Origin of the sequence: Agromyces kandeliae, assembly GCF_009674665.1 — a bacterium.
Classification (GTDB): domain Bacteria; phylum Actinomycetota; class Actinomycetes; order Actinomycetales; family Microbacteriaceae; genus Agromyces; species Agromyces kandeliae.
Genome location: NZ_WKJD01000002.1, coordinates 33,435 through 60,096 on the forward strand (window position 1 = coordinate 33,435; position 26,662 = coordinate 60,096).

27 protein-coding genes are annotated in these 26,662 nt (G+C 73.1%); 12 read left to right on the plus strand and 15 right to left on the minus strand.

The window, feature by feature from the left end; all coding sequences use genetic code 11:
• Positions 1–9: 9 nt before the first annotated feature.
• Positions 10–3,963 (minus strand): hypothetical protein, encoded by a 3,954-nt coding sequence (locus GJR97_RS00180; protein WP_154344552.1) that lies wholly within the window; start codon positions 3,961–3,963, stop codon positions 10–12.
• Positions 3,964–4,226: 263 nt separating this feature from the next.
• Complete coding sequence (locus GJR97_RS00185) at positions 4,227–5,384, minus strand: ROK family transcriptional regulator (RefSeq protein ID WP_195760563.1); 1,158 nt, start codon at positions 5,382–5,384, stop codon at positions 4,227–4,229.
• A gap of 213 nt (positions 5,385–5,597) precedes the next feature.
• On the opposite strand from GJR97_RS00185, the gene GJR97_RS00190 reads away from it, so the two are divergent.
• The 7 genes from GJR97_RS00190 (at position 5,598) to GJR97_RS00220 (ending at position 12,766) form a co-directional block, all read left to right on the plus strand.
• The gene (locus GJR97_RS00190) at positions 5,598–6,731 is read left to right on the plus strand and encodes a substrate-binding domain-containing protein (RefSeq protein ID WP_154344554.1); all 1,134 of its coding nucleotides are present in this window, start codon (positions 5,598–5,600) and stop codon (positions 6,729–6,731) included.
• Positions 6,732–6,809: 78 nt separating this feature from the next.
• Complete coding sequence (locus GJR97_RS00195; RefSeq protein WP_154344555.1) at positions 6,810–7,817, plus strand: phosphotriesterase family protein; 1,008 nt, start codon at positions 6,810–6,812, stop codon at positions 7,815–7,817.
• Positions 7,814–8,773, plus strand: a complete 960-nt coding sequence (locus tag GJR97_RS00200) for an ROK family protein (RefSeq protein WP_154344556.1) — start codon at positions 7,814–7,816, stop codon at positions 8,771–8,773. Before GJR97_RS00195 ends, GJR97_RS00200 begins: the two co-directional genes overlap by 4 nt.
• Positions 8,770–9,750 carry an ABC transporter permease gene (locus tag GJR97_RS00205; protein ID WP_154344557.1) on the plus strand — a complete coding sequence of 327 codons (981 nt, stop codon included), beginning with the start codon at positions 8,770–8,772 and terminating at the stop codon, positions 9,748–9,750. The genes GJR97_RS00200 and GJR97_RS00205 overlap by 4 nt, the downstream gene beginning before the upstream one ends.
• 3 nt (positions 9,751–9,753) lie before the next feature.
• Positions 9,754–10,980: an alanine racemase gene (locus GJR97_RS00210; protein ID WP_324612923.1), complete on the plus strand. Its 1,227-nt coding sequence runs from the start codon at positions 9,754–9,756 to the stop codon at positions 10,978–10,980.
• Positions 10,977–11,708: an ATP-binding cassette domain-containing protein gene (locus GJR97_RS00215; protein WP_154344558.1), complete on the plus strand. Its 732-nt coding sequence runs from the start codon at positions 10,977–10,979 to the stop codon at positions 11,706–11,708. Before GJR97_RS00210 ends, GJR97_RS00215 begins: the two co-directional genes overlap by 4 nt.
• On the plus strand, positions 11,705–12,766 hold the full coding sequence (locus GJR97_RS00220; RefSeq protein ID WP_154344559.1) for an SIS domain-containing protein: 1,062 nt from the start codon (positions 11,705–11,707) through the stop codon (positions 12,764–12,766). Before GJR97_RS00215 ends, GJR97_RS00220 begins: the two co-directional genes overlap by 4 nt.
• 32 nt (positions 12,767–12,798) lie before the next feature.
• On the opposite strand, the gene GJR97_RS00225 is transcribed toward GJR97_RS00220, so the two are convergent.
• From GJR97_RS00225 to GJR97_RS00235, 3 genes are all read right to left on the minus strand, one after another.
• A complete protein-coding gene (locus GJR97_RS00225) occupies positions 12,799–13,194 on the minus strand; it encodes a YybH family protein (protein ID WP_154344560.1) in 396 nt (131 codons plus the stop codon).
• Positions 13,195–13,263: 69 nt separating this feature from the next.
• On the minus strand, positions 13,264–14,532 hold the full coding sequence (locus GJR97_RS00230) for a glycosyltransferase (protein ID WP_195760564.1): 1,269 nt from the start codon (positions 14,530–14,532) through the stop codon (positions 13,264–13,266).
• Entirely contained in the window at positions 14,529–15,137 is a 609-nt protein-coding gene (locus GJR97_RS00235) for a TetR family transcriptional regulator (RefSeq protein WP_195760565.1), read from the minus strand. The genes GJR97_RS00230 and GJR97_RS00235 overlap by 4 nt, the downstream gene beginning before the upstream one ends.
• A gap of 177 nt (positions 15,138–15,314) precedes the next feature.
• On the opposite strand from GJR97_RS00235, the gene GJR97_RS00240 reads away from it, so the two are divergent.
• The 4 genes from GJR97_RS00240 (at position 15,315) to GJR97_RS00255 (ending at position 18,079) form a co-directional block, all read left to right on the plus strand.
• Positions 15,315–16,046: a hypothetical protein gene (locus tag GJR97_RS00240; RefSeq protein ID WP_154344563.1), complete on the plus strand. Its 732-nt coding sequence runs from the start codon at positions 15,315–15,317 to the stop codon at positions 16,044–16,046.
• Between the two features lie 83 nt (positions 16,047–16,129).
• On the plus strand, positions 16,130–17,017 hold the full coding sequence (locus tag GJR97_RS00245; protein ID WP_154344564.1) for a DNA-formamidopyrimidine glycosylase family protein: 888 nt from the start codon (positions 16,130–16,132) through the stop codon (positions 17,015–17,017).
• A complete protein-coding gene (locus tag GJR97_RS00250) occupies positions 17,014–17,457 on the plus strand; it encodes a hypothetical protein (protein WP_229275869.1) in 444 nt (147 codons plus the stop codon). Before GJR97_RS00245 ends, GJR97_RS00250 begins: the two co-directional genes overlap by 4 nt.
• 127 nt (positions 17,458–17,584) lie before the next feature.
• Positions 17,585–18,079 (plus strand): GNAT family N-acetyltransferase, encoded by a 495-nt coding sequence (locus GJR97_RS00255; protein WP_324612924.1) that lies wholly within the window; start codon positions 17,585–17,587, stop codon positions 18,077–18,079.
• A 9-nt stretch (positions 18,080–18,088) separates the two neighbouring features.
• Here GJR97_RS00255 and GJR97_RS00260 read toward each other — a convergent pair whose 3' ends face one another.
• On the minus strand, positions 18,089–18,973 hold the full coding sequence (locus GJR97_RS00260; RefSeq protein WP_154344565.1) for a LysR family transcriptional regulator: 885 nt from the start codon (positions 18,971–18,973) through the stop codon (positions 18,089–18,091).
• Between the two features lie 102 nt (positions 18,974–19,075).
• Here GJR97_RS00260 and GJR97_RS00265 point away from each other — a divergent pair, with 102 nt between their 5' ends.
• On the plus strand, positions 19,076–20,011 hold the full coding sequence (locus GJR97_RS00265; protein WP_154344566.1) for an aldo/keto reductase: 936 nt from the start codon (positions 19,076–19,078) through the stop codon (positions 20,009–20,011).
• On the opposite strand, the gene GJR97_RS00270 is transcribed toward GJR97_RS00265, so the two are convergent.
• The 9 genes from GJR97_RS00270 to GJR97_RS00310 form a co-directional block, all read right to left on the minus strand.
• A complete protein-coding gene (locus tag GJR97_RS00270; RefSeq protein ID WP_154344567.1) occupies positions 19,996–20,766 on the minus strand; it encodes a DUF2306 domain-containing protein in 771 nt (256 codons plus the stop codon). The genes GJR97_RS00265 and GJR97_RS00270 overlap by 16 nt on opposite strands.
• Before the next feature lie 146 nt (positions 20,767–20,912).
• On the minus strand, positions 20,913–21,866 hold the full coding sequence (locus GJR97_RS00275) for an NAD(P)/FAD-dependent oxidoreductase (RefSeq protein WP_324612925.1): 954 nt from the start codon (positions 21,864–21,866) through the stop codon (positions 20,913–20,915).
• A gap of 4 nt (positions 21,867–21,870) precedes the next feature.
• Positions 21,871–22,710 (minus strand): VOC family protein, encoded by an 840-nt coding sequence (locus tag GJR97_RS00280; RefSeq protein ID WP_195760566.1) that lies wholly within the window; start codon positions 22,708–22,710, stop codon positions 21,871–21,873.
• A 97-nt stretch (positions 22,711–22,807) separates the two neighbouring features.
• A complete protein-coding gene (locus tag GJR97_RS00285; RefSeq protein WP_324612926.1) occupies positions 22,808–23,704 on the minus strand; it encodes a 3-methyladenine DNA glycosylase in 897 nt (298 codons plus the stop codon).
• Between the two features lie 67 nt (positions 23,705–23,771).
• Positions 23,772–24,089, minus strand: coding sequence for a hypothetical protein (locus tag GJR97_RS00290; RefSeq protein ID WP_154344570.1), 318 nt, complete (start codon positions 24,087–24,089; stop codon positions 23,772–23,774).
• A gap of 52 nt (positions 24,090–24,141) precedes the next feature.
• Positions 24,142–24,282, minus strand: coding sequence for a hypothetical protein (locus tag GJR97_RS00295; RefSeq protein ID WP_154344571.1), 141 nt, complete (start codon positions 24,280–24,282; stop codon positions 24,142–24,144).
• Positions 24,279–24,716, minus strand: a complete 438-nt coding sequence (locus GJR97_RS00300; RefSeq protein WP_324612927.1) for a GNAT family N-acetyltransferase — start codon at positions 24,714–24,716, stop codon at positions 24,279–24,281. Before GJR97_RS00300 ends, GJR97_RS00295 begins: the two co-directional genes overlap by 4 nt.
• Before the next feature lie 116 nt (positions 24,717–24,832).
• Positions 24,833–25,855: a 1-aminocyclopropane-1-carboxylate deaminase gene (locus GJR97_RS00305; RefSeq protein WP_154344573.1), complete on the minus strand. Its 1,023-nt coding sequence runs from the start codon at positions 25,853–25,855 to the stop codon at positions 24,833–24,835.
• Positions 25,822–26,589, minus strand: a complete 768-nt coding sequence (locus tag GJR97_RS00310) for a GntR family transcriptional regulator (RefSeq protein WP_229275870.1) — start codon at positions 26,587–26,589, stop codon at positions 25,822–25,824. Before GJR97_RS00310 ends, GJR97_RS00305 begins: the two co-directional genes overlap by 34 nt.
• Positions 26,590–26,662: the final 73 nt, after the last annotated feature.

Consider the following 26,662-nt stretch of genomic DNA (forward strand, 5'->3'; position numbering starts at 1 on the left):
CGTCGCCTCCTATGCCTGCTCCACCGCGAACGCGGCGCAGTACTCGCTCCACGGTTCGTGCGCGAGCTGCTCGGCGTCCGTGTAGCCGGCCATCATCGCGGCGAACGTCGGGTCGCCCCCCGAACCCGAGAACCGCCGCTCGCACGTGGCGGTCACCGAGAACGAGCAGAAGCAGATCGAGACCTCGATGCTGATCGAGGCCTTGCCGACGGCCTTCGCGGCACCGCCCACCTCGCGGTACGACAGCTCGAGGTAGATCTCGATGCTGGCCGAGATGAGGCCGAGCACGTCGACCTCGCCGCGCGCGCGGAAATAGCCCGAGAGCGTGACCGATTGCGAACCATCGGGGAGCTCCTCGAGTCGGAAGTAGATGCCCGCCATCACCGACACCTCGCCGCTGGCGACGACGAAGCTCAGCTTCACCGCGGCCCCGAACTCGAGGGCGGCCTCGACCATGCGGAGCCCCTTCGGCGTCACGGCCAGGCCGAGGAACCCGCCGCCCGCGAAGAGCGAGACCTGCAACCGGAACGGGTCCTCGCGGGTCGCGAACGCGAAGCGGAACTCGAGCGACTCGCCGATGAAGGGCACAGCCAGCGCCGCCGAGAAGCGGATGTTCGACAACGCGAACACGCCGACCGCGAGGTCGGGGATCGCGAGGTCGAATCCGGCGGTGATGCCGCTCGGCTGGATGTCGAGGTAGGGCGGATCGCTGAACCCGTCGAACGGGATGATGCCCTTCAGGCGCTCGACGAAGGCGAGCGGCCCGACGAACTCGACGCCACCCGGATCGGCGAGCGCGACGTTCACGTCGGGCTTGCGACCAGCACGCACCGAGAACTCCATCACGGCGACGCGGAGGCGCACGACCGCGCTGTCGCCCACGAGCCGGAGCTCGAACGGCGGCATCGAGCACGACACGATCGCCGTGGGACTTCCACCAGGCAGCACCGGCGCGCTGGTCTCGGCGAGCAGCCGGAGGGTGGCGTCGCCGCCGGGGACGAAGACGGACGCGCCGGCCGGCCAGGCGTGGAGTCGGGTCGACCACTCGAGCCGCGCATCGACGGACTCGGGCAGGCGTCCGCCCGAGAAGACCGCGAGCACCGCCTTCGCCGCGTCGGCCGCCTTGCCGTCGAGGTCGGCGAGTCGTCGGAGCACGGCCTCGAGCCGTTCGGCGTCGGCGCGCGCGAGACCGAGTGAGGGCAGCACCGTCTCCCAGCGGTCGACGATCTCGCGGGACGACGACGACAGGTCGGCGAGGGCGGCCGCGACGTCGGGCACGACCGCCTGGGGAGTGGCGAGCGCCAGGAACGCATCGGCCAGGTCGCCGACGGCATCGGCGAGCTTCACGGCCTGCGCCGGTACCGGCGCCGCCTGCGCCGCGAGCACCGCGGCCGGGTCCAGCTGCTGCACCTGCGCGACCGCCGCCCTGAGCGAGCCCACGACGTCGACGGCCTGCGCCACGAATCGCGGCACCACCGCATCCGCGTTCGAGAGCAGGTCGCGCAGGTCGAGCACGCCGAAGAGCTTCGCGACATCCTTCGGGAACATGCCCTGGACGTCGAACGCGCCGGGAATCGCATCCTTGGACGCGAGGTCGCCGCCGACCGGACCGACCCGCCGGGCGAGCGCCTTCACCTGGACGCCGGGGCTCACGAATCCGCCGGATCGATCCGACTGGCTCGCGAAGTCCATCTGGCGGATCGCCGGGCCGGTGCCGTCCGCCGTGGCCACCTCGAGGAACTGGTCCGCGCCGTTGCCGGGCACGCCGTCCTGCCGGGGACCGTTGTCGAGGTACGTCGCCGGGTAGCGCAGCGGAACGGGCTCGGCCTGGCCCGTGAACGCGCTCATCGATGGCACGACGGCGCGCGCCACGGCGAGCACCGGCAGCGCGAAGTGCGGCGCGCCGGCGGGGTCCGAGACCGACCGGAAGCGGAGCGTCGCAGTGGCGAGGGTCGTGTCGTCGGGGTCGGCGTGCGGCGCGTACGCGATCCGCTGCCCGCGCAGGTCGAACGTCGGCGAGGCGGTGTTCGCGGCTGCGAGGGTCAACTCCCGCTTGAGGCTCGCCGGGATCGGGACACCCATGTCGGGGAGGTCCTCCAGCGCAGTCTTCTCGGCGAAGACGAGCGGGCCCTCGAACTCCACGATGCGGTCCTCGACGTCCGTGGCGACCATCCGGAACGTGAACGGCACGTCGCCCGCGACGGGCTGGTCGCCGTTCAGTCCGTCGGAGGTCGGGATCGAGGGGACGAACACCTTGCCCCCGAACGCCCCGGGCAGGGGCGAGGGCTTGGCGAGCGGCGGGGTGCCGGCCGTGAGGATCCGCACCCACCGGAACGGCATGGCACGGTCCGCCTTCGGCACGCCATGTCCGCGGAACTCGCGCTCGGGCTCCTTCACGACCACGAACAACCGCTGCACGAGCCGTGCGACGCCGTGCCGCAGCATCCGCTCGGTGACCTTGACCAGCGCCGCCCGATGGCCGAACGGCAGCAGGACGCCCTGATAGACGACCTTCACGTACTGGTCGCGGGCCATGATGGTTCGCTGCGTCCACTCCTCGATCGACAGCCCGATCGGCACGTCCCCCGGGATCTGCAGGCTTCCGCGCAGCCAGCCGCCGAGCCCGGTGAGCATGAGGTGCTCGACGTGGAACGGACGCGGCTCCCACCTCGGGTCCGGCGAGCGGGGCCATCGGTAGTCGGAGGTGAGGTGCACGAGCTGGCGGCGGTCGCGCGGCGAGAGCGAGCCGCGGAACGGTGCGGGCGCGTCGACGTCGTCGTTCGGGTCGCCCGCCACGGTCGCGCTCGCGGCCTCGTCCTTCGCGTCCGTGTCGCGGTCGAAGTCGCGAGTCCAGACCGCTCGGATGCTGCGCCCCTCCGGTCGCCCCTCGTCGACCGGCGCGGGCGCCGCCGGGTCGATGGCGTTCGCGGTGCCGACGCGATTGCCGAGCCTGGTGTGCCAGAGCTCCACGCGGTCGTCGTGCTCGACCTCGTCCATGGCGTGCGCGAACGCGCCGCCCGAATGCGGGCTGACCTGCAGCCGCCACGGCAGTTCGAGCGCCGTCTCCGTCGCCGATGGCGGACGAGGCGAGGGCGGGAGCCGGTCGGGGCGGCCGATGATCGCCGCAGGGTCGGCGTGGAGCATGCCGGGCGCGTCGGAGACCGCCGCGACGGCACTCGCCACGCCGAACCGGGCCTGGACGAGGTCGGCCGTTCGGGCCAGGCGCGTCGCGGCGATCGCGCGATCGATTCGGGCCGCGGCCGGTTCTCGGGGAAGGCGCGTGCGATCCCATCGGTCTCCGAGGCGTCCACGGAGCGGAACGGGCGGTTCGGCACGGCCCCTGCGCACCACGACGCCGTCGTCGATCGCGAGTGCGGCGAACAGCTCGGCGTACTCCCGCCAGTCGATCCGACGCGCCTGGCCAGACGCGTGGGGCACGACGCTGAGCGGCAGCGCACGCATCGCCGCGAGGAGCCCGGCTCCGGTGAACGGGATGCGCTCGTCGCCGACCGAGAACACCAGGCGACTCGTGCGCGCGAGCAGGGCCCGCGATCGCACTCCCGCCCCGGGCACGCCGTGCTGTTCCGGGACGCCCGCAGCCTTCTTCGCGTCGTCGTCGGAGAGGAAGCCGTCGACCGGACCGCCGGCCTCGAAGAACGCCTCCTCGTAGAGGTGCTGCGGACCGAACTCCGCGACGAGGTAACCCCGGTCGGCCGTGCGGAACAGCGCGCGGCCGTCTCCGTCGCGTTCCAGGCCGAGCCCGGCGAACCGGAACCTCAGGTCGACGAGGTCGCGCGTGCGGAGCAGGCGCACGGACGGCATCGACTCCTGCAGCGGGTCCTCGTCGCCGAACCACCCGATCGGGTCGAAGGGGAGCAGGTGGCCGATGGGGACGCCGGCCACCGGCGCAGGCATGAACATCCTGTCGATCGCCGCCGAGAATCGCGGCTCGAGTGCTGGCATGGTCGTCTCCCCCGCCCCCGGGTGCGCACCGTGGGTCGACGACCGTCGAGCCGCCGCCGCGGGCCCGTACGCCTCAGATGGTACGCCCGATGCGAGCGGGCGGCGAGGGACCTGCGGCCCTCTCCTCCCGAAGCGGGTCCGACGGCGCGGCGGCGGATGAGCACGATGCCGAGGACGTGCTGCCGGAGACGCGCGCGGCGCTCGGCATGCGGGAGGACCATCCGCGCGGGTGCCGGGTGGCCGTCACCCGAGGCGGAGCGTCGTCACCGAGCTTCCGCCTCCGCCGCGACCGGCAGGTCGCCGAAGGCGCGCTCGTCGATGCCGATGCCGCGGTAGACCTCGTGCAGCGCGGCGACGATCGCGCCCGTCGCGCCGGCGAAGTCGCCGAGCTCCGACGCGGTGAGGCGCGGCGCCGCGCCGAGGTGGTGCTCGAGCACGGTCTCGTAGCGGCCGAGGTCGCGGGCGAGGGACTTCGCGATGCCGCCGCCGAGCACGATGACCTCGGGTTCGCACGAGACGGTCGCGGCGGTGAGCACGATGAGCATGGCCTGGTCGAAGTGGGCGCGGAGCGCGCGCACGGGCTCGGCGGCGTCGGTCGCGAAGAGGTCGGCCGGCGAGTCGAGTCGCACGCCCGCCTCGGCTGCGAGGCGCAGGATTCCCGGGCCGGTCACCATGAGCTCGAGCCGGGTGCCGAGCGGGCCCGCCGGCAGTTGCCCGAACTCGCCGATGACGCCGTGTGCGCCGCGGAGGATCCGGCCGTCGATCGCGATGCCGGCACCGAGGCCGGTGCCGATCGTGACCATCACCGCCGTCGGCGCGTTGCGCGCGGCGCCGAAGTGCTGTTCGCCGAGCAGGGCGAGGTTCGCGTCGTTGTCCGCCCGCACCGGCCGATCCGCGTGCGCGCGGACGAGGTCGTGGAAGCCAGGCTCCTCCACCTGCGGCAGGTTCGGAGCGTTGGAGATCGTCGACCCGTCGCGTCCGACCGCGCCCGGGAGGCCCAGGTACAAGCCCGCGACGTGGTCCCAGCGATCGCCCGCGATGTCGCGTGCCGCCGAGGCGAGCCACGCGGCGAGCCCCGCGGCATCCGCCTCGACCGGGGTCGCCAGCTCGCGGCGCTCGATCGGCGTGCCCACGAGGTCGGCGAGCAGGATGCGCGTGTTCGACGCGCCGACGTCGATGCCCACGACGAACGCGCGATCCGCGACGAGGTCGAGGAGCACCGCGCGGCGGCCGCGCTGCTCCGACACCAGCTCGGATGCCTCGACCACGACGCCCTCGGCGATGAGCTGCTCGACCGCGCGCGTGACCGTCGCGGCGGAGATGCCGGATGCCGCAGCGAGCTGCTTCCGGCTCGCCGGCCGGATGCGCATCAGCTCGGTCAGCACCGCCGTCCTGTTCAGTCGGCGCATGTCGTTGACCATCGGACCTCCTGATTTCCGCTCAGTCTGAGCGTAAAGCATTGCCCGAGCGCGGTCGATCCGACGCTCCGATGCGATTCTCTCGTTGGAATTCGAGAGAAGTCTTGACTTTGGTTGCGTACTGAAATCAAAATGGCAACGCACGCTCGCCGACGACATGCACGAGGCCGGCCGGTCGTCGCACCCAGGTACGTCCGCACAGGAAGGTCACACACCATGGCACGATCACCGCTCACCCCGACTCGAGTCCTGAGGGTCTCGCTCGTCGGCGCCGTCGCATCCGCCCTGATGCTGAGCGGCTGCGCCGCGCAGGGCACCGCGGCCGCACCGGCCGAGCCGGGCGCACCGGCCGCCGAGCCGAGCCTCGAGTTCGAGGGCCCCAACGGCGAGCAGCCCGGAGCGCTCGGCGAACTCGAGCTCACCGACGACGAACTCGCCGAGGTGCAGGAGGGCGACCTCACGGCCGCGTTCGTGTGGCACACCTCCGGCGATTTCGTCGCGGCCGTCGAGGAAGGCGCCCGCGCCGAGTTCGAGGAGCTCGGCATCGAGGTCGTCGCGAGCACGCAGGCGAACTTCGACGCCGGCACCCAGGCCAACAACGTCCAGACCGTCATGGCGCTCGACCCCGACATCGTCGTCGCGATCGCGGTCGACCCCACCTCGGCGGCGAAGTCGTTCCAGCCGATCCTCGACGCGGGCGCGAAGCTCGTCATCATGACCACGCCGCCCGAGGGCTACGCCGCCGGCGACGAGTTCGTCTCGATCGTCACCGAGGACCTCGCCAAGGCCGGACGCGCGAACGCCGAGATCCTGGGCGACGCTCTGGGCGGCGAGGGCGAGGTCGGCGTCCTCACGTTCAACGCGAACTTCTGGTTCACCAACCAGCGCGACCGGTCGTTCACGGACTGGCTCGCCTACGAGTACCCCGACATCGAGGTCGTCGAGGAGCAGGGCTTCGCCGACGAGACCGCGACGCAGGCCGCCGCCGCGGCGATGATCGCCAAGAACCCGAACCTGAAGGGCATCTACGTCTCGTGGGCGACGGCAGCGCAGGGCGTGCTCGCCGCCATCCGCGCCGCCGGTCGCACCGACATCCAGGTCGTCACCAACGACCTCGACACGACGGTCGCCGCCGCGATGGTCACCGGCACGAACGTCGCCGGAATGGTCGGCAACGGCTCGCTCGACATCGGCGCCGGGCTCGCCCGGGCGGGAGCGTACGGCGTGCTCGGCAAGGACGCGCCCGAGCTCGTGGCATCCGACCCGACCAAGGTCACGAAGGACAACCTCGTCGAGGGCTGGGAGGCGGACTACGGCGTGGAGCCGCCCTCGAGCGTCACCGGCGGTTGACCATCCGGAGGAGGGGCCCGGCCGGCTCGCGGCCCCTCCCACCCCGGCGATCCGCCGGAACGAACGAAAGGATGTCGGATGGCCGACGTCATGACCGTGCGCGGCCCGGTGCCGCCCTCCGAGCTCGGCCGGGTCATGCCCCACGAGCACCTGCTGTCGCTCACCCCGGGGCCGTGGCTCACCGCCGGCACCCGCGACGACCGGATCGACCTCGCGGTCGGTGCGCTCGCCGGGCTCGAGGCGCGTGGCTTCGGCACCGTCGTCGACCTCTCGCCGTACGGCGTGGTCGGGCGCGAGCCGGATGGCGCGGAGATCGCGATGCTCGCGGAGATCTCCGAGCGCAGCGGGCTGCACATCGTCAGCGGGACCGCGCTCTACCTCGAGGCGTACGCCCCGGCGTGGGCGAGGGAGGCCACGCTCGACGAGCTCACCGCCCGGTTCGTCGCCGACGCCGTCGACGGCATCGGCGGCAGCGGCATCCGCGCCGGCATCTTCGGCGAGCAGGCCACGAGCCTCGGCGAGATCACGCCGTTCGAGGATCGCGTGCTGCGCGCCGTCGCACGCGCCCACCGCGAGACCGGGCTGGCGATCATGACGCACACCACGCACGGCACCATGGCGCACGAGCAGGTCGACCTGCTCGCCTCGGAGGGCGTCGACCTCGACCGCGTGGTGATCGGCCACCTCGACACGCAGCTCAGCGTCGACCTGGCACGCAGCATCCTCGACCGCGGCGCGCTCATCGCCGTCGACACGATCGGCAAGGAGGTGTGGGACTTCTTCCTCGAGCCGGCGGCCGACCGGACCGACGGCGAGTTCCCGAAGCGGTCCTTCGCGCGCTCCGACCGCGGTCGGGTCGAGTTCGTCGCCGAACTCGTCGCCGACGGGTACGCCGACCGGATCGTGCTCGCACAGGACCTCACCGGCGCCGAGGTCTGGATGAACCCCGGCACGCACGGGCAGCTGGGCTACGCCCACCTCGCCGATCGGTTCCTGCCGGCGCTCGCCGCGCACGGGGTGCCCGAGGACGCGATCGAGCGGATGACGGCGCGCACGCCCGCCCGGCTGCTGGAGGTGGGCGCATGAGCCTCGTGGACGCCCGCGACGCGGACGGGTACGTCGTCGGCATCGACCTCGGCGGCACCAAGGTGCGCGCGGGCATCGCCGCCCTCGACGCGAGCGACGGGCCGCGGGCGCGCGCCGCGCTGGTCGAGGCCGAGGAGGCGACCGAAGCCGGAGGCGGGCGAGCGCTCGTCGGCCAGATCGCCGGACTCGTGGAGGGACTCTCCGCCGCCGTGTCGTCGCCGGTCGACGCGGTGCGGGCGATCGGCGTGGGGGGTGCAGGGGTCCCCGCCCACCCGCACGGCGGGTTCGAGCTCGCACCCAACCTCGGCGATCTCGCCTCGTTCAGCCTCGCGGACGAACTGCGACTCGCACTCGGCTGCGCCGTCGTGCTCGAGAACGACGCCAACGTGGCAGCGCTCGGCGAACTCGCCGCGGGCGTCGGCGTCCACCACGACGACTTCGCGTTCATCTCCATCGGCACGGGCATCGGGATGGGCCTCGTGCTCGACCGCGCCCTCGTGCCCGGCGCCGGCAACGCGGCGGGCGAGATCGGATACCTCCCGTTCGGCGCCGACCCGCTCGACCCGGCCGCGCATCGGCGCGGACCGCTCGAGGAGGTCGTCGCGGGCGACGCGCTCGCCGCCCGACTCGGCGCCGGAGCCTCCGCCCGCGACGTGTTCGACCTCGCCGAGCGCGGCGACGCAAGGGCCGTCGCCGCCATCGACGAGGAGGCGAGGTGGGTCGCCCACGCGATCGCCGCCGTCGCGGCGGTCGTCGATCCCGGCCGGTTCGTCCTCGGTGGCGGGATCGGGTCCCGCCCGGAGCTCCTCGCTCCCGTCCGAACCTGGCTCGCCCGGCTCGGCCGCGGCGACCTCCCCGTCACGATCAGCGAGCTGGGCGGCGCGGCGCCCGTGCTCGGAGCACTGCACCTCGCCCGAGCGGCCGCCGGCCGCACCCACGAAGGAGTCGCCGCATGACCATCGCCCCGACCCAGGCGCCCGCCGAGAAGGGGGTGCAGCTCGTCGTCCGTTCGTGGCGCAACTACGTGGTCTACGTCGGATTCGTCGTCGTGTTCCTCTACTTCGCGGCCACGCAGGGCGCCAGCTTCCTGAACGGCACCACGCTCGTCAACATCGTCACCCAGGCGACGCCGATCACGATCATGGCCGTCGGCACGGTGTTCGTGCTCAGCCTCGGCGAGATCGACCTCTCGATCGGCTCGACGGTCGCGCTCGCGGCGCTCACCGCAGCCGCGACCCTGCAGGTCTCCGGCGCCTGGTGGATCGCGGCGCTCGCCGGGCTCGCCGTCGGCGCCGCAGTGGGCCTCGTCAACGGGCTCTTCGTGACGGTGATGCGGCTGCCGTCGTTCCTCGTCACGCTCGCGACCATGGGGCTCGTGGCTGGGCTCGCGCAGCAGGTCACGAACCTCCAGTCGGTCCCCGTGACGGATGCCGCGTTCGGCTGGCTCCTCGGCGGCGGCACCCTGCTCGGCATCCCGATCCTCATCTGGTGGTCGGCCGTCGCCGCGGTCATCGGATGGCACGTCCTCCGGCAGCGCCGGTTCGGCGCGCATGTGCTCGCCGTCGGGAACAACGCCTCGGCGGCCCGCGTCTCCGGGATCAAGGTGACCCGGGTGCGCATCGCCGTGTTCATGCTGAGCGGCACGACCGCCGCGCTCGCCGGCCTGCTCTACGCGGGCCGCCTCGCCGGCGCGACCTACACGCTCGGCACCACCGACCTCATGAGCGTGCTGGCCGCGGTCATCGTCGGCGGCACCGCGCTCACCGGCGGCAAGGCGTCGATGATCGGCGCCGTGGTCGGCAGCCTGTTCATGAGCATGATCAACTACGGCCTGCTCCTGGCCGGCCTCACCGTCGCGCAGCAGGAGATCGTGCGCGGCGTCATCATCCTGATCGCCGTCTCGTTGTCGCTCCGCGGCAAGAAGGGGAGCTGAGCCGTGTTCCTGTCCCTGCTGCGCCGCCGCAACCCGCGGCTCATCGACGCCGCCGTCGCCCTCCACCGCTCCGGCGACTTGCCGCCGAACACGTACGTCATCGACCTCGACGCCGTCGAACGCAACACCGCGGTCGTCGCCGCCGAGGCCGCCCGGCTCGGGCTCACGGCCTTCGCGATGACGAAGCAGATCGGCCGCAACCCCGACGCCTCGCGCGCCATCCGGGCCGGCGGCATCACGCACTCGGTGGGCGTCGACCTCGAGTGCGCCGTCGCGGCCGCCGCCGGCGGGCTCGCATCCGGCCACCTCGGGCACCTCGTGCAGATCCCACGTCATCGCGCGACCGAGGCCGCGACCCTGCGGCCCCGGTACTGGACGGTGTTCTCCGAGCAGAAGGCCCGCGAGGCGGGAGCCGCGGCATCCGGCGCCGGGTACGTGCAGGACGTGCTGCTCCGGATCGTCGGCGATGGCGACCGGTTCTACACCGGGCACGAGGGAGGCGTCGCTGCCGCCGACGTGGTCGAGGCGGCCAGGCGCGTCGACGGGATCCCGGGCGTGCGGTTCGCGGGGGTCACGAGCTTCCCCGCCACGCTGTTCGACCGGGCGACGGGCGACGTGGCGTCGACCCCGAACCTCGCGACGCTGACCCGCGCGAAGCGCGACCTCGAGGCGGCCGGGTTCCGCGACGTCGAGGTGAACGCGCCCGGCACGACCTCGGCCTCGGCCCTCGAGCGACTCGCCCTCGCGGGGGCGACCCAGGTCGAGCCGGGCCACGGCCTCACCGGGACGACGCCGCTGCACGCGGTGCGCGACCTCGAGGAGGAGCCGGCGATCGCGTACGTCTCCGAGGTGTCGCACCTGTGGAACGACCGCGCCTACGTCTTCGGCGGCGGCCTCTACGTCGATCCGGTGCTGGGCGCGGCCGAGACCGACGCGCTCGTCGTCGGACCCGACGACGACGCGGCTTCCGCCACCGCCCGCCGCGTCGAGATGCCCGCGTCCGAGGCGATCGACTACTACGCGACGATCCCGGTGTCCGACGGCGGGGCGCGGCCGGGCGACACGGTCGTGTTCGGCTTCCGGCCGCAGGTGTTCGTGACGCGCGCGCTCACGGCCGGCATCCGCGGCCTCGATTCGGGCGAACCGCGGCTCGAGGGACTGTGGTCGGCCGACGGATCGAGGCCGCTCGGCCTCGCCGAGGCGCACGAGGGAACGGAGACCGCACGATGAACCCGCTCAGCCTGTCGGGCATCAGCAAGCACTTCGGCGGCATCGTCGCGATCGAGCGCTTCGACCTCGAGGTCGAGGCGGGCGAGGTCGTCGCGCTCGTCGGCGACAACGGCGCCGGCAAGTCCACGCTCGTGAGGATCATCTCGGGCGTGCACCAGCCCACCGACGGCGAGATCCGGCTCGCGGGCGAGCGCGTGGCGTTCCGGGATGCCTCGGACGCGCGCGCGAACGGCGTCGAGGTGGTCTACCAGGACCTCGCGCTCGTCGACCTGCAGCCCGTCTACATGAACCTGTTCCTCGGGCGCGAGCTGCGGCGGAAGCCCTTCGGGCTGCTCGACCGCGCCGAGATGGCACGGCAGACGCAGCAGCTCGTCGACGACCTCGACGTGCGCATCCCGACGGCGAAGGCGGCGCTCGGCGACCTCTCCGGCGGCCAGCGTCAGGCGATCGCGATCGCGCGCGCGACGCACTGGGCGAGCCGGCTCGTACTGATGGACGAGCCGACCGCGGCGCTCGGCGTCGCCGAGACCGCGAAGGTGGAGGAGCTCATCCTGAAGCTCAAGGCGCGCGGCGCCGCGGTGCTCGTCGTGAGCCACAACATGGAGCAGGTGTTCCGGATCGCCGACCGCGTGACCGTGCTCCGTCGCGGACGGCAGGTGGGCACGAAGCGGGTCGCCGAGACCAGCCACAACGAGCTCGTCTCGATGATCACGGGGTTGAGCTCGTGAGCGCGGCCGTGATGGCGCCGGGCGCGCTCATGCGGGCCGAGATCGCGGAGCAGCCCGCACGGTGGCGGGACCTGATCCCGACGCAGCGCACGGCCTGGGAGGCGGCGATCGACGCGTTCCGCGCCGCGACGCCCGAGCTCGTCGCGTTCGTCGCCCGCGGCTCGAGCGACCATGCGGCAATCTACGGGCAGTACCTCGTGCAGCGGGTGCTGGGGCTCCCCGCGCTCCTGACGACGCCGAGCCTGCACAGCGTGCTCGGCGTGACGCCCGCGTACCCCTCCGGCGTCCAGGTCGCGATCTCACAGTCGGGACGGTCGCCCGACCTCGCCGCCACCGCGGTGGCGCTCCGCGCCGCGGGGCTCCCGCTCCTGTCGATCACGAACGATGCCGCGAGCGGCCTGGCTGGGCTCGCCGACGTGCACCTGGATCTCGCCGCCGGACCCGAGCTCTCGGTCGCCGCGACCAAGAGCTACACGGCCGAGCTGCTCGCGGTGCACACGCTCGCGCGGGGCGTGGCTGGAGAGGAGCTCCCACGGCTCGAGGACGAGGTCGACGCGCTCGCGACCCGCGCGGACGGGCTCCTCGACCGGCTGGAGGTCGAGGTCGGGCCGATCGCCTCGAAGCTCGCGGACGTCGAGCGCATGATGCTCGTGGGGCGCGCCTTCTCGATGGCCACGGCGAAGGAGGGCGCGCTCAAGCTGATGGAGACGTCCGGCATCGCGGCGTCGGGGTGGAGCGCAGCGGATGCCACGCACGGCCCCCTCGGGCAGGTCGACGAGCACACGCTCGTGATCGCGCTGACCGGGGCCTCCGCGGGGCGGGAGTCGGTGGTCGACTTCGCGGCGGCCGCGCGGGCCCGGGGGGTGCGGATCCTCGAGATCGGCCCGGCCGTCATCCCCGGGTCGACGTCGATCGACGCCGCAGCCGGAGTGCCGGACGAGCTCGTGCCCGTGCTCGAGATCCTCCCCCTCCAGGTGCTCGCCGCCGAGCTCGCCATCCTCCGCGGATCGGATCCCGACCGGCCGGAGGGCCTGCGGAAGGTGACGCTGACCCGCTGACGCGCCCTCCGCGCCCGGTGCCCGGCACGCCGTCACGCCATCGTGTCGGCGTGCCGGTGCAGCACCCTCCACTCGCCGTGCTCGCGGCGGTACACCTGCGTCGAGCGCACGGTGAAGGTGCTCGGCACGCCGTCCTTCATCGCGGAGATGCGCTCGTAGCCCACGGTGTACGCCATGTCGCCCGAGACGTCGAACGAGATCAGCTCGAACGCGTAGTCGGTGCAGGCGGAGAAGCTCGCGGCGACGCCGTCGAACGCATCGAGCAGCTCGGCACGCCCGACCGCGTTGCGCCAGGCGCCGAGCACGCTCACGTCGTCGGTGTCGGACCACGTCGACCGCCTGGGACCGGCGTCGCCGTTGAACAGGGCTCGCTCGGCCCGGACGAGCGAGTTGTTGATCCAGATCAGGAATTCCTCGCGGTCGTTCATGGGTTCAGGATCCTCCCGTGCGGCCGTGGGCACAATCGCCATCGTCGACCCGACCTCGGCGGGATCGGGTCACGGATGCCGCAGCGCGTCGTTCCTCGGGCGTGCCGCGACGCGCTCGAGCACGCCGAGCGCCTCGGCCGCACCGTCCTCGTCGGCCATGGCCCGGGCCGCGGCATCCACCGCCGACTGGAACGCCGGAGCGGCAGCCAGCGCCTCGGCGAGGCGATCGGCGGTCAGCCGCCGGCGGGGGATCGGGGCGGGCGCGAGCCCGCGGCGGTGGAGCGTCGCACCCCAGAACGGCTGGTCGGCGATGAACGGCACCACGATCGACACGGTGCCCGCAGCGGTCGCGGCCTGCACCGTGCCGATGCCGCCGTGGTGCACGGCCGCCACCGCGCGGGGGAGGACCACCCGGTGATCGACCGAGCGCGTCACGAACACGTCGTCGCCGCGAGCGTCGTCGGGCACCGCGATGCCGCCGAGGCCGGTCGCCACGAGCAGGCGGATGCCGCGCGCCCGCGCTGCCGCGACGAGCGCGCGTCCGCGGACCGCCGGGTCGCCCGCCGCCATCGAGCCGAAGCCGGCGTAGGCGAAGGGGCCGCCGGCGAGGAAGTCGGCGAGGACGGGATCGGGCGTCGGCGCGGCGTCATCCGCCGTCGTGGCGGTCGACGGGGCATCCGTCGTCGCCTCGGGCGCGCGCCATGCGCCGGTGAGCGCGACCGATTCCGGCCAGTCCGCCGGGCGCGGCAGGATCGCCGGGCTGATCGGCAGCAGGGTCGCCGCCGGCGGCGACGACCGGCGTGCGCGGGGTGTGCCCATCACCTCGGCCGCCTCCTCGACCTCGCGCCGGAACATGCCGCCTGCGGCCGCGGCCGCGCGGTAGGTGAGCGGGTTCAGCGGTCCGAGGTCGCGCGCCACCGTGCCTGCAGCGGGGAACTCGCGGGTCGCCGTCATCGCCGGCACGAGCTCGACGAGCACGTGCGGGATGCCGAGCGCGTCGGCGACGAGCGGCGACGAGAGCACCTTGGGATGCCATGCGATGACGTCGGGCCGCAACTCGAGCGCCGCGTGCGCCGCATTGACGATGACGGAGCGCATCACGGGGCGCACCACGTCGCGGAGGTTGCGCATCGCGGCCAGCGGCGAGACGCCCTGCGACTCGATCATCGCCGAGAAGTCGGCCTCCAGGCTGCGCGTCTCGATCCCGGTCGTGTCGACGCCGGAGCGGTCGGGCAGTGCGAGGCGGACCTCGTGACCGGATGCCGCGGCGCGCCGGGCGAGCGCGGCGAACGGTTCCACGTCTCCGCGGGAGCCCGCGGTGACCAACAGCAGCTTCATCGTGCCTCCTCGGTGACGAGACCGGTCGCGGCGAGCAGCCGGTCGTCGGTGACGAGCCCGTCGGAGTACAGCTCGGCGAGCGGGATCGCCAGGCGCGCCAGGGCGGCCTCGGCGTCGCCGCCCGCCCAGGCGGCGAGTCGATCGAGCAGCAGGAACGGCGCGACGCCGAGGAGGACCAGGGCGACGGCCTGGGCGTCCGGGTCGCGGGAAGGGCGGAGCCATCCGCTCGCCGCACCGTCGTGGATCGCCGTGCGCGCGATGTCGAGAAGTCGACCGAAGAGCAGGTCGGATGCCGCGCCGCCGTCGCCGAGCATGCGCGCGAGGTAGGGCCCGTAGGTGCCGAGCACCTCGCCGAGCACGTCGGACGGCGCTGCGGCGTGCTGCTTGGCGGCGATGAACGCGGCGACGCGCGCGTCGCACTCCTCTCGGAGGGCCTGCTTGGTGCCGAAGTGGTGGGTGACGAGGGCGGTGCTGACGCCCGCGTGGGCCGCGATGTCGCGCATGGTGGCGGCGTCGTAGCCGTGCGCGGCGAAGCGGTCGAGCGCTGCGGCGACGATGCGCGCGCGAGCGGTGAGGTCGCCGTCGGCGGCCGAGGCTGTACGCATGTACAGCATTCTGTCTCTTCGTACAGCGGTCCGCAAGAGGCTGTGGAAACACCCCATGAACAGGTGTTCGATGGCATCACCATGCGGGGGTGTGGTATCCAAGTTGGCGTGTCGCGCGCCCGCTGGACGGGCCACGGCGTCGACCCTGACGCCGCGACCGGAGAGCGAGGTTCCCCCATGCGAGCACGTGCACGCACCACCGCCCTGGCCGCCTTGGCCGCCGCCGCCGGACTTGCGCTGGCCGTCACGACGGCCGTCGCACCCGCATCAGCTGCGAAGCCCGTGAGGGGCGGAACGACCACGACCAGCGTCGCGAGCGGATGCGGCGACCTGAACGGCCTCAAGGTGACCGCGAAGACGGTCAGCCGGACCATCGCACTGAACGCCGGCGACGTCATCGGCGTGACGGTCTCGCCCGCGCGTTCCGGCGACATGATCATCCTCAGCGGGTCGGCCGGCCTGTCGATCATCTTCGAAGAGGCGTCGGCGACCACGGGCATGAAGTACACCGCCCCGTACAGCACGACGTACGGGCTCGGCTGGTCGCTCGAGACGTCCGGCACGATTCCGAGCGACCTGACCTGGACCTTCACCTGCTCCGGCTCCGGCGGGTCGAGCGGCGGCGGCGCCACCATCTCCGACGCCGACCGCGACGGCGTCGCGGACAGCGCCGACTCGTGCCCCTCGACCTCGCTGCCCGACAGCGTCTCGCGACCCACGGCGGGCAAGTACTTCGCGAACTCGTCGGGGAAGTTCGTCGACGGCACCGGAGCATCCGCCGGCGTCACCGTCGTCGATGCCGGAGGCTGCTCGGCGACGCAGATCGCGAAGGCGCTCCGGCTGAGCAAGAAGGACTCGCGCTCCGGGATCAGCCTGACCACGCTGAAGAACTGGGCGGCGACCCACTAGGCGAGGGCACGTCCGCGGTCGCTCCGCATCGCGAGTGACCGAAGACCGTTGGCACGGCCCGCGCGCCGTGCGAGGCTGGCGTCATGCCGGAATCCCCCGAGGTCCAGGCCCTCGTCGACGAACTCGAGTCGACGCTGCGCGGGCGCACCGTCGCGGCCGTCGACGTCGTCGAGTTCCGGGTCTCGAAGACGCGCAGTCGCCCCCTGACCACGCTCGTCGGCGAACGGGTCCTCGGCGTCACCCGGCACGGCAAGCTGCTCGCGATCGACTTCGACGGCTCGGAGATGCTCGTCGTCTCGCTCGGACGCCACGGGTGGGCGCGCTGGGGCGCCGGCGAGGCGGATGCCGCGTCCGGCGCGGATTCCGTTCGTGCCGACGCCGAGCCGCCGCCGCCCACCCTCGTCTCCCTCGAGTTCGACGACGACACGGTGCTCGAACTCACCGACGCCGGCGGGTGGGTGTCGCTCGGATGCTGGGTGGTCGACGAGGTGAACGAGGTCGCCGCGATCGCCAAGCACGGCCCCGACCCCGCCGACCCGGCATTCGGTCGCGAGGACTTCGATCGGGTCGCGGCCGGTCGTCGCAAGCAGCTGAAGGCGATCCTCCAGGAGCAGGAGTCGCTCGCGGGCATCGGCAACGCCTACTCCGACGAGATCCTCTTCGCCGCACGGCTCTCGCCCGTCGTGCACGCGGCGGCCCTCGACGACGACGAGCTCGCCCGCCTGTTCGAGGCGACGACGCGCACGATCCGCGACGCGATCGCCGCGCGCCGCGGCGTCCCGATCGACCGCCTGAAGGAGGCGAAGGTCGCGGCCATGCAGGTGCACGGCCGCACGAGGGAGCCCTGCCCGGGCGGATGCGGCGGCGAGATCCGGGACTTCACGTTCGCGAGCACGACCGCGCAGTACTGCCCCGAGTGCCAGACGGGCGGCGAGGTCCTGCCGCTGAAGGCGGAGGAGCCCGGAGGTTGAGCGAGGCGCCGGGCGGCGGCCCGGATTCATCCGCCCCGCCGGTCGTCGTCATCGTCGACGTCGCCAACGTGATGGGATCGCGCCCCGACGGCTGGTGGCGGGATCGAGCGGCAGCCGCGACGCGACTGCTCGGCCGGATGCCGGGGCTCGTCGGCCGCACGGCCGGCGCGCCCGACGGTGCGAGCGGCCCGACGGTGACGATCGGCCGGGTCGTGGCCGTGCTCGAGGGCATCGCCAAGGCGGCAGCCGGTCCTGCGGGCATCGAGGTCGTCCGTGCGGCCGCCGACGGCGACGGCGCGATCGTGGACGAGGCGACCCGGCTCGTCGAGGCCGGTGAACGCGTGCTCGTGGTCACCGCCGACCGCGGGCTCCGCGCCCGCCTCGCCGACGACGTCGCCGTGGTCGGCCCGCACTGGTTCAACGACCTGGTCGGGCGCTGACCTGTCGCGGTCCGATCCGGCTCGCCCGACCGCGTCCCGTCCGGACGGTCGACGCGGGTGCGGCGGGTTCCGCACCCGCAACGACGGTCGTCACGAGCGGGAAACACGCGCACCGGAGAATGGACCGGTGAGCACCGCCCCCGCCCTCGACATCCGCACGGCCGATCTCGCGGACCCCCGGGTCATCCGCCTGCTCGAGGACCACCTCGCCGACATGTACGCGACCTCGCCCGCCGAGAGCGTGCACGCCCTCGACGTCTCCGGGCTCTCGGTTCCCGAGGTGACGTTCTGGACCATCGGCGAGGGCGACCAACTGCTCGGCTGCGTCGCGCTGAAGGAGCTCGATCCGGCTCATGGCGAGCTGAAGTCGATGCGAACGGATGCCGCGGCCCGCGGCCGTGGGCTGGGAGCGCGCCTGCTCGAGCACGTCCTCGCCGAGGCGGCGCGCCGCGGCTACGAGCGCGTCAGCCTCGAAACGGGAGCCGAGGAGTTCTTCCGCCCGGCGCGCGCGCTCTACGCGAAGTACGGGTTCCGCGAGTGCGCGCCGTTCGCCGGCTACGCCCTCGATCCGAACAGCGTGTTCATGACCCTCGCGCTGGCGACGGCTCCTCCCGCCGTGTAGCCGCGTCGGTCAGGCGCTCAGCGCCAGGTCGGCGTCGAGGAGTTCGAGGACGAGCGACGACGACGCGGCCGACTGGTCGCCCGCGATGAGCGACACCACCCACGGGGGCGTGGAGGCCGGGAGTGCGAGTGACACGAGTCCGGCGGCCTGCGGCTTCGCCGCGATGTGCTGCGGCACGAGCGCGACGCCGAGGTCGCGCTGCACGAGGTCGAGCAGGGTGTGCACGTCGTCGACCGTGCAGCGGATGCGGCGGGCGACCCCGTGCGCTGCGCCGGCCGAGTCGTTCAGCGCGCGCACTGCCCAGGACTCGTGGAAGTCGACGAAGTCGACGTCGCGCAGGTCGCTCCAGTCGACGGCGACGGCGCCGGCGAGCGGATGGCTCGGGGGGACCAGGAGCACGAGCGGCCGCCGGCCGAGTTCGGTCCGGGACATCCGCGCCGGCACGTCCGTGCCGGCCACGAAGGCGAGGTCGACGCCGCCGTCGCGCACCCGTGCCACGAGGTCGCGCGAGCCCGCCTGCGTGAAGTCGAGGTCGACGCGCGGGTACCTGCGCCGGATGCGCTCGAGCAGCGAGCCGACGTCGACGAAGCCGAGGCACTGCTCGGCGCCGATGCGGAGGCTGCCGGAGAGCTCGTGCGCTGCGCGCAGCACCGCGTCGCGGGCGGCGCCCGCCTGGGCGAGCATCATGCGGGCGTGGGGCAGGAGCGCGCGACCGGCGTCGGTGGGTTCCACCCGACGGGTCGTGCGGTCGAACAGGGTCGTGCCGAGTTCGTCCTCGAGGCTCCGGATCGCGGCCGAGAGGCCCGACTGCGACACCCCGCAGGCCGCAGCGGCCCTGGTGAACTGCTGCTCGTCGGCGAGGGTCACGAGGTATTCCATCTGCCGAAGGTCCATATATCCACCATACTTCTGAATGGCATGATCGAAAGTTGTTGGACTTCTGAATCGGGACTGCCTATCGTGAATCCGCACCCCACCACGACAGGAGTCGAATCGATGAAGACCATCCAGCTCGGCGGCGGCGACCTCGCCGTCCCGAACGTCGTGCTCGGCCTGATGCGCATCGAGCAGATGAGCGACGACGCCGTCCGCGAACTCGTCCGAACCGCCCGTGACGCCGGCATCGACTTCGTCGACCACGCCGACATCTACGGCGACGAGCTCCACGGCTGCGAGCGCCGATTCGCCGAGGCCATGCAGCTCACGCCGTCGCAGCGCGATGAGCTCACCATCCAGACCAAGGCCGGCATCGTGAAGGACGGCCCGTACTTCGACTTCTCCTACGAGCACATCATGGAGTCGGTCGACGGGTCGCTCCAGGCCCTCGGGACCGACCGCATCGACGTCCTCCTGCTGCACCGCCCCGACGCCCTCGTCGAGCCCGACGAGGTCGCGCGCGCCTTCGACGAGCTCGAGGCCGCGGGCAAGGTGCTCCGCTTCGGCGTCTCGAACCACACGCCCGCGCAGATCGACCTGCTGAAGCGATCGGTGGACCAGCCGCTCGTCGCGAACCAGCTGCAGCTCTCGATCACCCACTCGCCGATCGTGGCGCAGGGCCTCGCGGCCAACATGCAGGGCGTCGAGCAGTCGATGAACCTCGACGGCGGCGGCATCGTCGACTACTGCCGGCTCCACGACATCACGATCCAGGCGTGGTCGCCGTTCCAGGCCGGGTTCTTCACGGGCGTCTTCCTCGGCTCGCCCGACTACCCGGAGCTGAACGCCGTGATCGACCGCCTCGCGGCGGCCTACGACGTGCCCCCGATCGCGATCGCGACGGCGTGGATCACCCGGCACCCCGCCGACATGCAGGTCGTCCTGGGCACGACGACGCCCGAGCGCGTCGCGGGGGCCGCACAGGGCTCCGACGTGCCGTTGACGCGCGCCGAATGGTACGAGCTGGTCCGCGCCGGGGGCTACCGCGTGCCCTGACCCGCGACCAGTCGGTACGACGGCAGGCCGCGCCGCCTGATCAGCCACTCCGCCACGATGAGGTTCGGCAGCCAGCAGAGGAACGGCACCGCGGCGTACGCGTTCGCGAACGCGGCATCCGCGTCGAACCCGCCCGCACCGGCGAAGGGCACCTGCGCGAACATCAGCAGCGGCAGCCACAGCCGCAGGGTCACGGCGGCGTACGTGAGCGCGAAGGTCCGCATCATCCAGGCACGGTGCGACGCCACGTCGCCGCGACGGATGGCACGGTACCCGCGCCATCCGGAGAGCACCCACAGCACGGCGAGCGTTCCGAACCCGAACGTGCCGACGAGTCCCGCGGCGCTGAACGGCGCGAGCGCGAGGCCCGCGAGACCCGCGATCGCGATGGCGGCGAGCGAGACCCGACCCGTCCACCGGTGCACGCCGGGTGCGCGGTCGCGGAGCCCCCGCCAGAACTGGAACGGGCTCGCGACGAGCGCGATGCCGCCCGCGACGACGTGGACGTAGAACGCCACGAGCACGGCCTGCGGCTGCGCCGTGTAGTGCTCGGCGAGTCCGCCCGATCCGGACTCGGCGAGGGCTTCGAGGGACGTGGTCAGGTACGGTGCCACCGCGAACGCCGCGATCGCCATCGACGAGAGCAGGATCCAGGCCAGGCCGATGCGGCCCGCAGCACGACGGGGTGGCGAGGCGAGCGACGGGCTGCCTCCGGCAGCGGGATCGGCGGCGACGGGGGTCTCGGTCGTGGTCATGCCGCGACGGTATCCGGCGTCGCCGTCGGCGGGCATCCGGCGAACCCCCGGATGCCGCGGGGGCTGCCCGTACGCACGACCGACCCGGCATCGGAGCTCGCACGAACTCCGACGCGCGACGGGCTCGGAGCGACGATTCCCCGCGTTCAGCCGCGCGCGTCGACCGCGTTCCGGATGTCCTCGTCGACGAGGTCGGCGTTGATCGCGGCGCCCGTCAGGCTCCCCGACGACATCGCCCACGGCACCGACGAACGCGAGCCGACGACGTTGCCCGCCGCGTAGAGCCCGCGCACGCTCGTGCGGCCGTCCTCGTCGACGAGCACGTGGTCGACGCCGCCCTGCCGCATCGACCGGGCACGCAGTCGCCGCAGGAGGTCGTCGTGCGGCACCGCCTTCGGTGCGACGAAGACCGCGTCGGCCTCCCACTCGCCGCCGTCCTCCAGGCGGATGCCCCTGAGCCGGCCGCCGTCGTCGGCGAACACCTCGACCACGCGCCGGTCCTCGACCACGATGCCGCGCGCGTCGAGCCCGGAGCGTGCGGCCGGGGTGAGCACGGCGCCCTGCGAGCAGAACACCACGTCGGCCGAGAGCTGGCGCAGCAGCTGCGCCTGGTGGGCGTTCGCGGCACTCGAGGCGATCACCGCGATCCGCCGGTCGCGGAACTCCCATCCCTCGCAGTACGGGCAGAGCGCGACGCCGCGACCCCACTGGTCGGCGAGGCCCGCGATGTCGGGCAACTCGTCGCGCAGCCCCGTCGCCACGAGCAGCCGGCGCGCCAGGTGACGTTCGCCGGAGTCGAGCACGACCTCGAAGGCGGGGCCGGCCGGCCCGGAGGCATCCGCCTCGACCCCGGCGACGTCGGCGACCTCGCCCGACTCGACCGCGACGTCGTACCGCGTCAGCTCGGCCCGACCCGCCGCCAGCAGATCGAGCGGCGACGTGTGGTCGCGGCCGAGCACGCCGTGCATGTGCCGGGCGGGTGCGTTCCGCGGCCGCCCGCCGTCGACGACGAGCACGCTCCGGCGCGAACGGCCGAGCATGAGCGCGGCGGAGAGGCCGGCGCTGCCGCCGCCGACGATCACGACGTCCCAGGTCGCCACGGCGCTACCCGGTCGCCTCGGGCGCGGACGTCGTCTCCGCCTCGGCATCCGACGTCACGGACGTCGGCGGCGCCACGGTCGTCGGCGACGCCACGACGAAGTACGCGCCGCTGGGATCGGTGAGGCCCGCGCGCCGCCCGTCGGGAACGTCCCACGGCGGCACCACGAGCGTGCCGCCCGCAGCGACCGCACGCGCGACGGTCGCCTCCACGTCGTCGACCTGGAAGCCGACGTTCCAGGTGGGCGGCAGCTCGGCGCCGAGCAGCTCCGCGGCGTCGAGGATCCGCGCGAACGTCCGGCCGGCGTGCCGGTAGACCGCGTAGCGCGGGCCGCCCTCGCCGTGCTCGACGTCCCAGTGGAAGGCGTGCGCGTAGAACCGCTCCGCCGCGTCGAAGTCGCTCGCCGCGAGCTCGAACCGGGTCGCCGAGCCCGTCTCGTCGTACACGCCGAAGCCGGGCAGGCCGCCCGGCTGCCAGTAGCCGACGACGGCGCCGGTCGCGTCGATCGCGAGGCCCATGACGCCCATGTCGGGGATGTCGATCGGCTCGAAGAGCACCGTCCCGCCGGCCTCGGCGATCCGCTCGCTCGTCGCCGCCGCGTTCCAGGTCAGGAGGTAGACCGTCCAGTGCGGCGGCGCCGGGTCGTCCTCCGAGCGGCGTCCGGCGCCGGCCACCCGCTGGCCGTCGAGCAGGAACGTCGTGTACCCGCCGTACCGCTCGTCGTCGCTCCGGTCCGCCGTCCAGCCGAACACGCTCGCGTAGAAGTCGACCGCGCCGTCGAGGTCGGTCGTGGTCAGGTCGACCCAGGCCGGGGCTCCGGCGACGAGGTCATCCGGTCCGGGCATGCTGGCCTCCATCGGGGCGTCTCACGTGCGAACGCCACTGCGGAAAGCGGCGCTCCCGGATGCTAACACCGGGAGCCGTCGCTCCGACAGGCGACGCTCACCACGCGGGCAGGGCCGCGAGGAGGTCGCCGCGCAGCGCGTTCGCACGCTCGGCGAACCCGCGCTGCCGCCGCACGTACTCCGCCTTGCCGTCGGCCGTCTCGATGCGCACCGGCTCGCCGCCCCAGGGCGCCATGTCGTACGGCGACGCCTGCATGTCGAGGTACCGGATGTCGCGTGCGAGTTCGAACGCGTCGAGCAGCAGGCCGCCCGGCACGAGCGGGCCGAGCTTGACCGCCCACTTGTAGACGTCCATGTTCGCGTGCAGGCACCCCGGCTGCTCGAGTTCGGGCTGGGATTCGCGGGTCGGCGTGAAGCGGTTGCGGGGCGTCGCGTCAGGGGTGAAGAACCGGTAGGCGTCGATGTGCGTGCAGCGGAGCTCGTGCGCCTCGACGACCTCGTCGGTCGCGGCCTGTCCGAGGCGCAGGGCCACCGGGTGCCGGTGCTCGCCCTGCCGGTAGACCATCGCCCACTCGTGCAGGCCGAAGCAGCCGAACTGCCCGGGCCGCGCGGCGGTGCGTCGGAGCATTCGCTCGACCAGGCCCAGCATCGCGCCCTTCGCTGCGCGCATCGCCGCCGCATCGACGACGAGCCCGCGCTCGGTCGCGCCCGCTGCGTACCAGCGCCAGTCGGCGCGCGCGGTGCCCGCGGCATCCGCCAGCTCGACGCCGGCACCGGGATGCCACCGGCGCAGCAGCGACGGCGAGTACGAGTAGTAGGTGAAGAGGAAGTCCTCGATCGGATGCCGCGCGCCGCGCGCCCTGCGCGACCGGTGGCCGGCCGTCAGGGCGTCGGCCCGTTCCGCATGCGCCTGCTCGCGAGCGCGCCAGTCGGCGCGGTCGAGCACGACGGCGTCGCGCGCGACGCCGTCGCGGGTCGGGGCGGTGGAGGTCACCCGTCGAGGATAGGCGCGGAGGCTGAGGACCGCTCTCCGACCGGTGCCCGCGCAGGCCGGACCCGGGTCAGGGGCTGATCTCGTCGACGAAGTCGAGCGCCTCACCCGTGATCGCGGCCCACTCGCCGTCGCGCGCGAACGGCACGATCGCCCACTCGCGCATCGGTCGGCCGCGCATGACCATCGGGGCGAGCGCGAGTTCGGCGATGCGCGCCTCGGGGAGCTTCACGACGAGGTCGCCGTCGGCGGCGACGAAGGCGAAGAGCTTGCCGCGAACCGAGTACCCCTCCGAGCCGAACATGCGCCCGACCGACACGTCGGCCCGGTCGATCAGGTCGGCCGCGGCGTCGGCGAGGCGCTCGCGCCCGCGGGTGCGTGCATCCATGGGCCCGACCCTAGCGCCGGCCCGCGACATCCGCTGCGCCTCGGATCGCGGCTCAGCCGTGCTCGTCGTGGTGACCCTCGTGCAGGTGTGCCGACGCCGCGTCGAAGTGGATGCCGCAGCGGCGGCAGTACTCGGCCTTCAACTGCTCGTAGCGGTCGTGCGAGACGTGGTGCGCGTCCTCGTGTCCGGTCATGTCGCCCCCTCGACGGTGTCGCGTCCGCGGATCATCCACTGCTCGGGCCGCTCGAGCGGCTCGAACCCGAATCGTTCGTACAGGGTATGCGCATCCCCGGTCGCGAGCACGATCCGCTTCAGGCCCAGAGGTTCGAGTTGCGCGACGACGTAGCCGACCAGCCCGACGCCCACGCCGCGCCCGCGGGCCGACGGCGCGATGATCACGTCGCAGAGCCAGGCGAACGTGACGCCGTCGGTGACGATGCGCGCGTATCCGAGCTGCTCGCCGGTGCGGGCGTCGTACGCGCCGTAGTTCCACGACGCGTCGATCGCGGCATCCTGCACCTCGCGCGGCCGGCCGAGCGCCCAGTACGCGTGCTCCGAGATCCACTCGTGCACGCGTGCCCGATCGAGGTCGCCCGTGTCCGCCGAGTACCGTATGCCGCCGCTCACCAGCTCATCCTCGCAGCCACGGCCCGCCCGACGGCCAGCGAGATGACGCGAATTGCGCGTCGTCGACGCGCGAGCGGCGATTCGCGTCATCTCGCTGCGCGGCGACCGCTGGTCGGTCAGTGGTAGCGGCCCGAGTAGGCGTTGATCGCGGGCTGGCCGCCGAGGTGGGCGTAGAGGACGTTCGAGTCCTTCGGGATGTCGCCCGACGAGACGAGGTCGATGAGGCCCGCCATCGACTTGCCCTCGTAGACGGGGTCGAGGATGACGCCCTCGAGGCGTCCGGTGAGCCGCATCGCCTCGTCGGTCGACTCGACCGGGATGCCGTAGAGGTCGCCGGCCCAGCCCTCGAGCACCGTGATCTCGTCGTCGCGCAGCCCGCGACCGAGGCCGATGGTCGACGCCGTGTTCCGCGCGATGCGCGCGACCTGGTCGCGGGTCTCGTCGATCTTCGCGGACGCGTCGATGCCGATCACCCGGCGCGGGCGTCCGCCGAAGTTCTGCTCGAGGTCGGCGAAGCCGGCGATCATGCCGGCGTGCGTCGAACCCGTGACCGAGCACACCACGATCGTGTCGAAGACGACGCCGAGCTCGGCCTCCTGCGCGGCCACCTCGTGCGCCCAGTTCGCGAAGCCGAGGCCGCCGAGCGGGTGGTCGGACGCGCCGGCCGGGATCGGGTACGGCGTGCCGCCTCCGGCCTCGACGTCCGCGATCGCCTGCTTCCACGAATCGCGGAAGCCGATACTGAACCCCGCGGGGGAGAGCCGCACGTCGGCGCCCATGAGCCGGGAGAGCAGGATGTTGCCGACCCGGTCGTTGACCGAGTCCGGCCAGTCGACCCAGTGCTCCTGCACGAGCACGGCCTTCATGCCGAGGTGCGCCGCGACCGCCGCGACCTGGCGGGTGTGGTTCGACTGCACGCCGCCGATCGAGACGAGCGTGTCGGCGCCCTTCGCGAGCGCGTCGGGCACGAGGTACTCGAGCTTGCGGGTCTTGTTGCCGCCGAAGGCGAGGCCGCTGTTCACGTCCTCGCGCTTCATCCAGACGCGGGCTCCGCCGAGGTGGGCGCTCAGGCGGTCGACCGGATGGATCGGGCTCGGCCCGAACGTCAGCTGGTGGCGGGGGAAGTCGGCGAGGGCCATGGTGCTCCTTCTTCGGTGGTGGGGGAGTGGGCCTCGTCGTCGTCGTCGAGGTCGAGCAACCGGCCGAGGGTCGACCAGTTGTCGTGGGTGGCGGCGGCGGCCTCGTCGGCGAGGCCGGCCGCGCAGAATTCGATGATGCGATCGTGGTCGGCGACCGAGCCGCGGCCGGCGAGCGAGCCGAATCGCGCCCGTTCGAGCCGACGGAGGAGCGGGGTGACCTGCTCGAGCAGGCCCGGCAGGAGGGGATTGGCGCTCGCCGTCACCGCGACGCCGTGGAAGGCGTCGTCGGCGGTGATCGCCGCGTCGACGTCGTCGGCGTGCAGGGCCTCCGCGAACGCGGCGTTCGCATCGCCCATGGCCTCGAGGTCGGCCGTGGTCAGCTGCGGCACCGCTTCCCGGACGGCGAGCGCGTGCAGCGTGGCCGCGATGCGCTGCGCGGCGAGCGCGGTGCGCGTGTCGAGCGGCGCGACGACGGTCTGCTTCGCCCGCCGGGTCTGCACCAGCCCGGCGACCTCGAGCCGGGCGATCGCCTCGCGGATGGGCGTGCGGCTGACGCCCAGCCACGCTTCGAGCTCTGGGTCGCGCAGTCGCTCGCCCGGTGCGAGCTCGCCCGAGACGATCGCGTCGCGCAGGTGGGTGTAGGCGTGGTCGCGCATCGACTTCGGGCGCTCGGCTGGAGCACGGGCGGGCAGCGGCATGCAATATATTGCAGCGGATGCCAAGGCTCGCGTCAAGCCCGCCTGCGGCCGTGGGCCGCCCGAGATGACGCGAATCGCTCCTCGAAGATGCGCGAGCAGCGATTCGCGT